Raw genomic sequence first — 12,915 nt, 5'->3', positions numbered from 1 at the left:
AACGCTTTGAGTGGCTATTCCAACTTTGCTAATTCCCGGAGATGATTGCATTTGAGATGCTATTTGCCACAACTCCGTGAGATATCCGCCTTTAAAACCAAATGGACGCAGTAGTGGCTCCCGCTCGAAATTCGAACGGGTATTTGTTACCTGGATGGTTTTAAGAGCATCTTGTGAAGCCTGAGCCATATTAGAAAAATCTAGTGAACTGATTGCAGCCATTACACCCGCACTTTTTACAAATTCTCTTCTGTCCATAATAACATTCCAGTCTAAATTTTCGGGTATTGTCACCTTTAGGAAGCCAGCAATTCCTTTACAAACTCATCGTCTGTCAATTCGGGATAATCATTACACACGCGGTTAATCTCTTCCATTTGCCCCTCTGACAACTCTTCTTTCGGATTAAGGCACCAGCGCCCTTCCAGTAATCCCTGACGCCGTAATACTTCATGAATACCCGGGATACAGCCATGAAAGCTGTGTGCGGGGTCAAAAATAGCGGCGTTCATATCGGTTACGCCTATTCCTTTAGTAAGCAGTTGCGCAATACCTGCGTTTCCGGCGACTTTGCATGCTTTAACTTCCTCGAGTAAACGAACAGCTTTTTGGGTCCAGACTGCCCAGTGACCTAACAATCCTCCCACAAATTCCTTCTCAACTACTTTGCCGTCAACCTCAAAGCTATACCTGGTTAAAAGATCAGCGACGATATTGTCATCATTACCTGTGTATAAGTCAATTTCGTGAACTCTGCTTGAGGAACAAACTGCCCGCACAACATCCAGCGTCTGGTAACGGTTAAAAGCAGCGACCTTGATAGCTTCTATGTTTTTAATTTCCGCAAACTCTTTCCAAAAATCATAAGTGAAAATGCGGCCTCCCACAGATGGCTGCAAGTAGAATCCAATGACTGGGATCACGGCAGCGACATCGCGCACTCTTTGAAGGATATCCTTTTCAGTCCAATCCTGTAAACCACCCATACTTAAGAGACCCATGTCATAGCCATATTTCAAAGCCAATTCGGCTTCGGCTACAGCTTGGGCTGTAGGGCCGCATATTCCTGCGACTTTTATAAACGGACGATCCAGATTTGCCGCGTCGATTTCCTCTGAAGCTACTCTTAAGACTGTATCATATAGGTTTATCGCCGGATCTCTGATCTCAAACTGTGTTGAATGAACGCCTACCGCAACGCCTCCTGCTCCTGAAGCCATGTAATATCTCGTCAAACCCCGTTGCCGCTCTTCGTCAAACTGCCGCGATTCGTTTAATGCTAGAGGGTGGGCTGGAATAACCGTCCCGCTACTTAACAATGATTTAAGCTGAGGATTTAATGTTTTTGATGACATAAATGGTATTGTAAATAAAAACTAGAATTGGCCTTTTCTCTCCTGGAAATGCGTCGGTTTGTTTATTGTTTTGCCTCCGGCCTGAAGCCATGCAACCGTCATTTCAATCATCTGACGCACTGTTACTCTTGGATAACCAAATAATTTATGAGCCTTTGACGCATTATTTAATAATGCAATCGGCTGGATTTCATTTACAAATTGAGGTTTCTTATCCAGCAGCAATCCGAATTGTTCGGCCAGCCATTTTACTGAAAGAGTTTCAGGACCGGTTACATTTAATATATTTGCCGGTACGTCGCAGTGGAGTAACGATCTGATCGCAATCTCGTTTGCATCACCTTGCCAGATCACGTTTACATTTCCCGTAGTAAGATCAATAGGTTTATCTGCCATCACCGACTTAGCAATTTCAAGCATAACCCCATAACGAAGATCAATTGCATAATTTAACCTGTAGATAAGAGTCGGGATTTGATAGCGCTCAGAGAAGTACTGGAATACACGCTCCCTGCCTAGACACGATTGGCCGTATTCACCAACAGGGGCCGGAGTAACTTCTTCAGACAATCCGCCGGAGTTGATCGACACAAACGGATAGACGTTACCAGTTGAAAAGGCTACGATACGGGAGTTTTTGTATCGCTCAGCAACCCTGCCCGGCAAGTATGAATTCATCGCCCATGTAAATGGTTCTTTACCTGTGGTTCCGAATTTAGTTCCTGCCAGGTAAAGAATATTTGGAGCATCTGGTAAAGAAGCAAGCTGATCCTCATCAAGCAGGTCTGCCGAAATAGTTTCTATACCTTCAACTTCAAGCTCTTCCCGTGTTCCAGCTTCAGAAAATCTTGAAATCCCGATCACACGCTTATCTATGCCCGCCATATCTATCGCCTTACGTGCAAGTTTAGCCATACTCGGGCCCATTTTTCCTCCAACTCCAAGGATTATAATATCGCCTTCTATTTTAGCCATATCTGCTACCAGGGCATCTGATGGCTTAAGTAATTCTTGTTCTAAAACGTCTAATTCAGTCATTTAAAAAATATTATATAAAATGTTGTCCGGTTATTGATTCTGTGCTTACTTTCTTTTTGCCATTTCAAGAGCCTGCGTCGTCGTATAGTACTTCGACAACATGTTTGGAACCTCCCATGCCGGCAATTGCTTCGTTTTGAGATACCCCAGGTATTTCTTTGTTACTTCTGCAAAATGATCCTCATGTCCCACTTTTAATTTCTCAGGAATAACTATTTCCCACAAGTTACCAGCCTTTTTGATAGAAACACCAGCGTACTTAGTTTGCAGCCTGTCTATTGCGTCTTTAACACTCTTCTCAGAGTTTTGCAAAGGATCGATATATACTACTGGCTTATAAGACTGTTCTTCACCCTGTTTTATTATCAAAGTTGCCTTTGTGCCTCTCATCTGAGCAAAATGTGTATCACCTGTTCCCTGCGGTGACTCGAAATTCCATTGAATTGATACGCGGGCATGAATATTTTTAAGAGTGTAATTCATCTCTCCGTTTGACAACACTTCCAACTGGTCGTTCTTAACATACTTTTTCAGAAAGTCGGGAAATTGTTCTCTTGTAGTCGACTTTGAAAACTGAGCAGGGCTAATTACGGTTGGCCATTCTTTAGCAGCCAGCATTTTGATATCCTTTTTATAATCTAGCGCCACATCAGGAAAACACTGCCATTGGATCATGTCAACCATGTGGGTTGTGATATCCACCAAACCGTGGCCTTCCTGTTCTACATCGAAAAACCAAACAGGTCTGACAAGGGGCTTTCCGGAAACATTCTTATAAAAATGATGTACACTTTGCTGCATCACTGCAGGATTGTCAAGGCTTCCCTTCTCCAACGTACCAAACAGTTCTGCATTCTGGCTGAGCTCGCGTTGCAGCATATAGTAAATATTGTACCTCTCAGTCATGATATCATACAGAAGCACGTTATTCTCATTTGCGGTCCCAAATGCTTTCTCAAGCGACCTGAAACCTTCCTGATTAATAGCAAGGGGTTTGTCGGCAAGCACATTCATGCCCGAATCGATCGCCATTTTAATGTAGTTCGATTTGCTCCTGTTGTTTCCAGAGATGATAACAACATTTCCCGTCTTGTCCTTAAACATCCTATCCAGGTAGTCATTGCCTTTATATATCTCCATTTTCCACGAGGTAGGATTTTCAGCGCGTGTATTATAGCTTTCCACCAACTTCATGTGGTTATCTACTTCAGAGCCGTTCGGTGCGTATACATGTACTACAGAGTCGATCTCGTTATACATGGATTTCTGAAGAAGTGCTGCGTGAAAATGTCCCGGGTCAAGAGTTATAATACGTATCTTTTCCTGGCTTTTATCCATAGGTTCGGTTTTCGTGTTACAGCTGTTAGCAAAAATCAGAGCCGCGCAGCTAATAGTTAATATTGAGGTTTTGGCAGAGGAAAACGTTTTGTTGATATACATATTGACCGACTTATTATAATATTAAGACTATAATCTATAACTCACGAATTTCTATGTTTTTAAAATAAGCCTTATTCCCATGATCCTGCAAGCCGATACTGCCTTTGGCCGACATACCATAATCAGGGGCATCCTTCCATTTACTTGCGGCCTTTCTCTTCTTCCAATCTTCACTCCAGGCTTTGAATTTCACTATCCTCTTTCCATTCAGCCAATGCTCCACATTCCCATCTTTGAATATTATTTTACTGGTATTCCATTCGCCAACAGGCTTTAACACCTTATTGTGTCCAGCCAGATGCATATCATAATCCGCCCCGGTAAGCTGTGAGGGTTCAAGTTTAGCGGGATATGTCAGATCATCAATAATCTGGTATTCTGGCGATGTTTCAATAGCACGTTTATATTTAGGATCTTCAACAATGTGATAAAAGACACCACTATTGCTACCCCGGTCTACTTTCCATTGCCAGCGAAGCTCAAAATTACCGTAGACCTGATCTGTAATAATATCGCCGGATCCGCTTGGTCCTTTCGCCCCAAGGCAAACCAAAGCTCCGTCCTCGATTGTCCAGTTCTTGATTGCAGCTTTATTATTAAAGTGATGCCATCCGCTAAGGCTTTTTCCGTCAAAGAGTTTAATCCACTTTGTTTTAAGTTTAGGAATCTTGCTCAGATCCTGCTTACTAGCGGAAGTAGAAGTTGCGGACAACATACAGGCCAGCACAAAAATAAAAATGGTTCGGATCATAGAAAAAGGTTTGCGGTTACGTACACGTAAATATATAATTAAATGTGAAATTAAAAAAAGAGTCGTCAAATCCCTTGGTAAATGTTATTTATTTTTCAAAGCTCCAGCTTCGCCGGCAAGGCGAAAAATCTCATTTAGTATTCCTGCTTCAATCCCCGTTTGCCAATTGGATGGCATGCCATAGACGACGTGAGCTTTATCGCCTTCGTAGCCTCCTTCTTTTAATATGGTAGCCGACGGAATATAATTCATTACATCATTAGAATATCCGAAAACGAAAGACTCAGGTCCAAGCATTTGCTTAATTTTTATAGCATATTCCACAACTAGTTCTCCTCCAAGACTTACAACTGGCAATTCGCCCAGGGTCCAAACCTGGATCGGATATGGATAAGATGTTATCATTTTTTTACCTGCTCTGGTTTCAATCAGCATACGTTCTGCCCAGCGCTTTTCATAAGCATTTGCCGTTTTTGCTGATATGTTTAACAGGTCAGCTTCAAGCGGCGCCCTCTGAAGCGGCAATTGCAGTTCAGAATAGGTAGTCATCAATCCCGGGCCTAGCTTTTTCATATCTTCCTCCAACACACGCTCTACCGCTGCCGCAAGCTCGCGGCCATACTGACGAGCCAGTGGAATTGTATTGCGTGGCAGCGGATTTTGATCAGCACCAGCGCTTTGAAAAAACAAGGCCGTAGTGCCTGGGTGAGCTTTCTCAATTTCTAACTGCGTAAAGCCAGGATAGTCGCCCGACCATTGGTAGCCGTTTAAAACCGTAGGATGGCAGGAATATCCAAAAGCCACAGCTTTAAGATCACCTTTCGGGTTTATAACCTTTATTACCGGAACAGAATAATCATTAGGCCCTTGTAATTCAGATAGTTGGGTTAGCAAGGCTGCGTTATTATTGCGTCGGTTCACCTGAAACCGTGTTACTCCATTCTGGGCATACAGTTCTGCAGGCTCGAGATCACGAATTGCCTCGCCTACCATGTTAACGATCATGTCCTCCACTGATGCCGAGTACGTTTTAATTCTTTCAAGCTGCTCATTATCCAAAACATAAATATCCGAAAGAGCTCCTCCTAAAACAGGCGCCGAGTGCGTATGAGAGCTGTTCAATAATATCTGATCCCGGTTTAAACCAAACTTCGTTTTTAGCTTATTCCTGATGTTATCAGAAACGCTCTTGGGAAAGCCTAAAAGATCGCTGCTAACCATTACAGCCCTTTTTCCTTCTGTATCCTCGAATACGAGCGCCTTCGCCCAAAGATCATGTAAAGTTCCCTCGGAGGAGTGGGTACGGGATGCAAACCCTGCCATAGGCATCGCTTGCTTAGGGGTGATAACCACACGGGAAACTCCGACTTTCCAGGCCTTATTAGTTGCGAATATTGTATTTACATTCTGCGCATATATCGAACTTGAAACAATCAGCAAAGGCAGTGTTAAATAAATTCTTAAAATTTTCATCAGATATATTTGTTTTTTACTGGCTATGAAGCTTGCATGAGCTTATATTCATTTGTTGTGTGAGCGGGAAGCTCATACAGGTCTCATTCCTGGTTTTTATTTAGGTTTAGGTTGGTAATTTACTGTACTTATTTTATTTCTGCCATTCTTGGACTATGCCCTAATACTTTGTCTATAAAAACATAGGCCTCTTTCCGATTTGCAACCGGGAAGTCATGTCCTGCATCAGGGTATCGCACCTGCAGCATATCCTCAGCCCCATAAGCAGCATAAGTTTTCTTTGCTAAGTCAATTCCCACCCTTACGCCTTTAATGTCAAAATTAGCATCACCTGTTGGGGACACAGAAAAAAATGCTCGTGGAGCAATAGCAGAAATTACATTATCAAAGTTGAATGGTATTCGATCACCATCCAGATTATACTTTGTTTTAAAAAGCGGCATATACCGATTTTGGGCCCATGGTCCTAAGCGACCACCGTATCTTTTAATTGCATCTTCTCCAATATTGTAGTATTCGAACTGGGTCCAGCCACTTGCGGAAACAGCGACCTTAATACGCTCATCAAATGCAGCAACAAACATAGAATTATGTCCACCTAGTGAGAGGCCCGCAACACCAATCTTACCAGGATCAACGTCTTTCCTGCTTTGAAGAAGATCAATACAACGCATGTGATTAAAGATCCCCTGCATCGTTGCCGATTCATATCTGTCTGTTTCGAAATTATAATCTTTCATATCTCCAAAACTTGGATAATCGGGAGCTATCACGACATATCCTCTTTCCGCTAACTCCCTTGCGTGAGCACGATTTGACTTACCTCCCTGCCCGTCTACTACACCCTTACCAAGAGGATCAGTACCATGAAGCACAAGCATAGCGGCCAATTTCCTGGGAACGGCACTTTGAAAGGGTACATATAGGTACGCGGATATCCTTTCATTTTTTGCTACGCTAAATGTCAAATTATATCGGGTAAGGCTGGCTTCCCTGACACTGTCGATAATTTTGATGTCAAAAGGTACCAGAGATCTGCGGGCCGGCAGTTTACCCATCACCCGCTCCATATTCTTGAGGATCTGTTTGCGTCGCTTTTCCCTCGGGTCCGGAACTGTTGCTTCAGTTTTTACAGCCTTATAAATGCGATCGCGTGCATAAAAACCCACCGGCAAAACAGAAATGGGATTTAAATTAATTGAGAAGAACAGGAAAGATTGAAGTATAAGTGCCATAGATGTTATAAAATTTGTCTAACGTGAAAATTTATGCGTAAAAATCCAGCTCATTGTCGTTCAAGTAATCCTCCTGGCAATCAGCCCTATTCAAAAAAAGCGTATTTATAATAAAAGGATTAACCTATTTTCGCAGACTAATCCTTCTATTTAACACAATGAGAACAAAATTATGGTGTTATGGTCAAATTTATTTCTTTAATAACCCTCTTTTCACCATCAATAGTATTATTAGCCGCAATAAATACCGCTTTGTAACTACCTGGTTTTGCATACACGTAAGAATGTTTAGAAATTGTTGGATTAGGGAGACCTTTTAATGGAATTGACCTATCCGGACCAAGATCAACCTTATCAACCAGTATCGCCTTAGATACCGCCCAATGCTCAGTTGCGGGGTCGTTAAAAGGACTGTTAGGGTCAAAAGCTGCAAAAGGGACATACTTTGCAGTCGCCTGAAATAGAGGCGAATTCGGATCATATATCGGATTTTTAGGATCGAATATTGGGTTTGTCGGGTCGAATTGCGGAAGACCTGCATTCAAATAAGTATTCCCCTGTAGGGTTACTCTCGTTGCGGTGACAGACGACAAAGCTTTCGCCGCATTAGCGATGTTGTCATCCACGATCCTGAATCCGGCAGTTGCCTGATCAACAATTGGAATATTAATTGTATTGTCCAATTTCAAGTTACTGTTAATCGCAAAACTCTGAAAAAACCACTGGCGGGCAATACCATCCGTTGCCTGAGGCTTTGTAAGATATCTGAAGGCGATATAAAGAGGCTTTCCTGCCACAACTAGATCCGACAAATCCTTATTGCCTGACGCGAGCAAAGTAGCAGTAGTACCTAAAGCAAACCGACTGGTAATATCAGTCCATGTTGCCGCCTTAACTTTTGCGATGCTGCTGTAATCCCCGTTAAAATTTGTTGAAGCTAAAATTGCTACCTGATTGGTTTGCGTTCCGAGCTGAACACTGCTGGTAAACGAACCAGTGATTCCAGATTTGGACACATCGATTATGCGCCCATCTTTCAAAGCGTAATCCTTCAGAACCTCTCCAGAGTAGAATGATATCATGTGTGTTTCTCCACCCTTTATATCAAACGTGACCTGTTCACCGGTTTTATAGGTTGTCTTTGCAGTTGTTACATCAAAATTGGGCGTGCCAATCTCCAGCCTATCGTTACAGGATGCGGTTAACAGCATACCCAGTAACATTATATAATATTGAAATTTCATGTTTATTTTTATAAAATTAATTATTACCAACCTGGGTTTTGTACCATTTTCTGATTCGTAGATATTTCGCTGTTTGGTATAGGCATCAGCAGGTCCTTAGCGCTGGCATTTCTGTACCAGCTTACAAAGAATGCGCCCGGACTATCCTGTTGCAAGCGGTCAGCCATATCCTGATAGATCGCAAGAAAATTACCCCATCGAAGTAAATCGCCTTTTCTTAAGCCTTCGAAAGCTAATTCGCGGTATCTTTCTTCCTGAATAGCTGCAAGGAATCCTGCCTTAGAGGCCGTTTTAGACGGAACTAAATTCGCATCAGTTTGGCTGTGTATAGTTGTCGTTGCGGTGGCACCGGAACCCTCACCTCCTGTAATGGAAACTGTTGGTTCTGCTGCATAATTACCTTCCTGATTAAATTTAATTCCCGTGTCGTCACGGTTAAGCGTAATTGCTGTGACAACGCCCGCCGTTATTGTAGCTACGCCAGTAGCGGTATTTCCGCCAATACCAGATGAGAATGTTACTGTCGGGGCAGTTGTATAACCTGAACCTCCATTTGTTACAGTGATGGTTTTAACTCCGGTTGACCAGCCTCTTCTTCTGACTTTATTTACAGCTTCAATTGCTGCGGCAGTTGGGGCACCGCTAATTTCATTTTCAGCTTCAGCCCACATTAATAGAATGTCGCTGAATCTCAAGAGGATTACATTCTGTGGAGTAGTGGTAGCGGCCCTTGGTAACAATGTTTCAAATTCTCTCCGGTATTTCCCAGTGTTGCGGCCGTTTTTCACGGCACCGGTTAATGGCAAAGGCTGGACAGCTTTAGTACCAGCTGCCCCTGAAGTAGCATAATTAAAATGAGGAATGTTCCACCATTTTCGATTATCTCCGTCTTCGAAGGAGTCATAAAATTTAGACGTGACATTCATATAAGCGTCAGCTCTCGCCACAGGGTTAGCTGATGTTGGTCCGTTTATCCAACCATTATTGGTTGTTTCTGTAAACTGGTCTGTACCGTTTCCCCAAAATTCAACTTCCCAAAGGCTTTCTTTAATATCGTACTTATCCTGGGCTAAATTGATGAATATCTGCGGATAGCTGGCATTTAACGTGTGCCCTGCAGCAGCATCATCAATGACCATTTTAGCCCACTTGCTCGCCTCTGCATATCTTGTTTTGTCCTTTAAAGGTTCGCCAGCCATATGGAGATTAACGCGGGCTAGTATACCACGAACTGCCGACTTGTTTATCGCACCTGGATAACCCAGAGTAGCAATAGCGGGCACCAATGGCTCCGCCGCGGTCATGTCTTTCAGTATCTGATCATAAACTTCCTTAAGCGTGTTTCTTGCTATATCAACATCAACCACTGAAGTTGTGGATGACGTTTTGATTGGCACACCTCCAAAATATTGAGCCAATATCGAATAATAATATCCTCTTAAAAACAGCATTTCCCCCCGAATCGCATCCCGTTTTACCTGTGCTATACCGGTATTTTTATCGACGTTTTCAAGTACAACGTTAACACGGTTGATTCCATTGTAAAGATTGAGCCACATTCCTGTGAGATATTGATCGCCCGTACTGTAAAAATAATTCCAGGGACCGGTAGTCAGCGTTGGGCGGTTCATGTATCCTTCATCCGCAGAAAAATTCAGCAAATAGTTTGCCCATGAACCCCAAAGTCCGTTCGCCCCCAGAGGAGAATATGCCCCTGCCCGGGCAAACTGCAGCTGGGCCTCGGTATCATAATAATTACTTGGATTGAGGAAATCTGTAGGTTCTGTTTCCAGAAACTTCTTACAAGAGCCCAGACTTAACATTAGGGCTACGGCGAATATATAATGTTTTGTTTTCATTTCTTTCGAATTAATATATTGGTCTAGAACGATGCCTTTATACCAAAAGCTACGGTTGGTGATTTAGGGTATGATGAATAATCATAACCCGGTGACAGCACGTTGTTACGCGTTGAAACCTCCGGATCCATACCTGAATAGTTTGTAAGCGTCCATAAATTCTGTGCCGCGAGGTTAAAGCTTAGATTGCTTAAATATGCTTTCTTAATTAAGCTGGCTGGTAAAACATAATTCAGGGCAACAGTTTTAAGACGTAAGAATGAGCCATCTTCAACTACCCTTGACGAAAAGAAACCTATAGGCCCCTGACCGCGTGTACGGTAGTTTTCATTTGTCTGGTTAGTGGGCGACCAGCGGTTGGAATAGCTTGCGAACTGATTGATATTTGCATATCCGTTGCTATTTCCTTCCAGTAAAAGCCTGTTTGCGTTGTAAATATCGTTACCATAAGACCATTGCATGAACACATTCAGACTGAATGCTTTGTAGCTAAAATTATTTGAAAACCCTCCGGTATGTATAGGCTGACCGCGGCCAATTATTGCGAAATCAGCGTCATTCATCGTACCATCACCATTCAAATCTTTATATTTAATGTCTCCCGGAAATACAGCATTCCTTGCAGCTCCATTTGTAGAAACATTTGGCTTAAGAACGTAAACGCCAGGGGACGTTTCATTAAAATCAGAATATTGGTAATTACCATCCCAAATATACCCAATCATCAGCCCGGCAGGCTTGCCAATTTCTGCTGTATATAAAGCCCTGGTAAACTGAGAAACATAAGCTACGTTTGTATTTAAGGTTTGCTGGCCCCTCGTAAGCTGCATAACCTTGTTCTTGTTAAAGCTTATATTAATATTACTCTCCCAGCCGAAATCTCTTTTTGAAATGTTAACCGTGTTTAATGTAAACTCAAGACCATCATTTCTCAGGCGGCCAATGTTTTTTATCGCTGAGCTAAAGCCAGTAGTGGGAGGGAGCGTTGCATTTAATAACAGGTTTTCTGTTGTTTTCCTGTAAAGGTCTACCTCAAGTCCAACCCGCCCCTTGAATAAGCCCAGTTCATAGCCTAAATCTAATAGATTTACCTTTTCCCATTCCAATTCAGGGTTACCAACTGCTGAGATATTTATTGCTCCGCTCGGGGAACCATTATTGAAGGAATATCCATCAAGGGTTTGAGCTAAACGTCTGAAAGTATCGAAATCTCCTACCCTATTATTTCCATTACTGCCGTAACTCGCCCTTATTTTTGACGTTGTAACTCCGGGGAATGCTTTTGCAAAAAAACCTTCTTTTTGCATGTTCCAGGCCAATGCGGCGCCCGGGAAATACCCCCAGTGGTTAATGAATTTTGAAGAACCGTCTGCTCTGAAGAGTGCTGTGATAAGGTATTTTGACTTATAACTATAATCCCATCTTGTAGCATATGAGGCGAGCCTGTTTCTGCTGGAACTTGAAACCGGGTTATATGAAATACCCTCATCCAACCCGTCAATACCCAGGTTCTCATTTGGCAACAATCGACCACTGTAACCATCATTTGCTGTATTAACAGTATTGATTGAGAAGAGTCCAAAACCTTTTATAGTATGGTCAGTGTTGAATATCTTTTTGTAATTCAGTGTATTCTCATTAGTAAAGCTATTTTCCAGGATCGTTCTTACCGATCCGTTGACCCCATTTGTATTACTGGGACTAGGGCCTCCCTGAGAGGTTCTGGAATTATAAAAACGCTCCTGAAATTCCTTATCCAGGCGCACGATCGCAGAAGATTTAAACTGAAGATCTTTTGTAATATCATAACTGATAAAACCATTTCCATCCAAAATATTTGTCTCAACTACCTGATGCTGATTTTCAAGATCGATAAATGGATTAACCCTGAAATCTGATGCATTCACGGCATCCGGGTCAAGAACCTCTTCTAAAAGGTCAAGGTTTGCTTTCGGGGTTATTGGGCGGTACATCCAGGTTCTTGCCAATACGTAGGCTGTGGGGGTACTTTGAAGTGCGCCCTGATTAACAACTTGTCCCGTTTGCGAAAACCCGCTGTAGTTTCCGGTAAGTCCGGCTTTGATTTTATTGCTTATAGTTTGATCAAGCGTTACTCTGCCGGAATAACGATTAGAGCCCGTGTTTATGATAGTCCCGGATACGTCAGTCAGTGATCCCGAAATAGAGTAACGACTTTGTTCAGTACCTCCCCGCAGCGCCAGGCTGTTAATATTTATTCCCCCGGTGCGTAAAACATGATCCTGGAAGTTTATACCTTTTACATCCCGGTAATCTTCCAGGGTTTTATTTCTTCCCAAGGTCTGATCATATGCGAAATATCCAGTCGTCGTCGCAATAGTTGGATTAAGTTCCTGCTGATATTTTATGAACTCATAAGGGCTCATCAGCTCCATCTTTTTAGGCGTTGCTTGCAAGCCTAATGAACTGGAGAAACTAACTACAGGCTTTCCTGTTTTACCACGTTTGGTTTGAATAAGGATTACACCGTTTCCAGCGCGG

Annotated in this window: 9 protein-coding genes and 1 pseudogene; all 10 read right to left on the bottom strand. The window is 42.6% G+C overall.

Features of this window, described 5'->3' with window-relative positions:
• Nucleotides 1-258: pseudogene (locus tag WKF69_RS14940) on the bottom strand (L-alanine-DL-glutamate epimerase); the annotation flags it as partial.
• Between the two features lie 38 nt (nucleotides 259-296).
• Entirely contained in the window at nucleotides 297-1,355 is a 1,059-nt protein-coding gene (locus WKF69_RS14935) for a dihydrodipicolinate synthase family protein (protein WP_340382873.1), read from the bottom strand.
• Nucleotides 1,356-1,376: 21 nt separating this feature from the next.
• A complete protein-coding gene (locus WKF69_RS14930; protein WP_340382872.1) occupies nucleotides 1,377-2,393 on the bottom strand; it encodes an NAD(P)-dependent oxidoreductase in 1,017 nt (338 codons plus the stop codon).
• Between the two features lie 45 nt (nucleotides 2,394-2,438).
• Nucleotides 2,439-3,731, bottom strand: coding sequence for a putative oxidoreductase C-terminal domain-containing protein (locus tag WKF69_RS14925; RefSeq protein WP_340382871.1), 1,293 nt, complete (start codon nucleotides 3,729-3,731; stop codon nucleotides 2,439-2,441).
• Nucleotides 3,732-3,867: 136 nt separating this feature from the next.
• Nucleotides 3,868-4,584, bottom strand: a complete 717-nt coding sequence (locus WKF69_RS14920; protein WP_340382870.1) for a DUF1080 domain-containing protein — start codon at nucleotides 4,582-4,584, stop codon at nucleotides 3,868-3,870.
• An 84-nt stretch (nucleotides 4,585-4,668) separates the two neighbouring features.
• Nucleotides 4,669-6,057, bottom strand: coding sequence for a neutral/alkaline non-lysosomal ceramidase N-terminal domain-containing protein (locus WKF69_RS14915; RefSeq protein WP_340382869.1), 1,389 nt, complete (start codon nucleotides 6,055-6,057; stop codon nucleotides 4,669-4,671).
• A 128-nt stretch (nucleotides 6,058-6,185) separates the two neighbouring features.
• On the bottom strand, nucleotides 6,186-7,292 hold the full coding sequence (locus WKF69_RS14910; protein ID WP_340382868.1) for an alpha/beta fold hydrolase: 1,107 nt from the start codon (nucleotides 7,290-7,292) through the stop codon (nucleotides 6,186-6,188).
• Between the two features lie 170 nt (nucleotides 7,293-7,462).
• On the bottom strand, nucleotides 7,463-8,536 hold the full coding sequence (locus WKF69_RS14905; RefSeq protein WP_340382867.1) for a DUF5017 domain-containing protein: 1,074 nt from the start codon (nucleotides 8,534-8,536) through the stop codon (nucleotides 7,463-7,465).
• 23 nt (nucleotides 8,537-8,559) lie between these two features.
• Complete coding sequence (locus WKF69_RS14900; protein ID WP_340382866.1) at nucleotides 8,560-10,395, bottom strand: RagB/SusD family nutrient uptake outer membrane protein; 1,836 nt, start codon at nucleotides 10,393-10,395, stop codon at nucleotides 8,560-8,562.
• 23 nt (nucleotides 10,396-10,418) lie between these two features.
• A partial coding sequence (locus tag WKF69_RS14895) for a SusC/RagA family TonB-linked outer membrane protein (protein ID WP_340382865.1) occupies nucleotides 10,419-12,915 on the bottom strand: 2,497 nt, incomplete at its 5' end.

The organism is Daejeonella sp., from assembly GCF_037719425.1.
Classification (GTDB): domain Bacteria; phylum Bacteroidota; class Bacteroidia; order Sphingobacteriales; family Sphingobacteriaceae; genus Daejeonella.
This window is presented reverse-complemented; position numbering and strand designations above follow the sequence as displayed.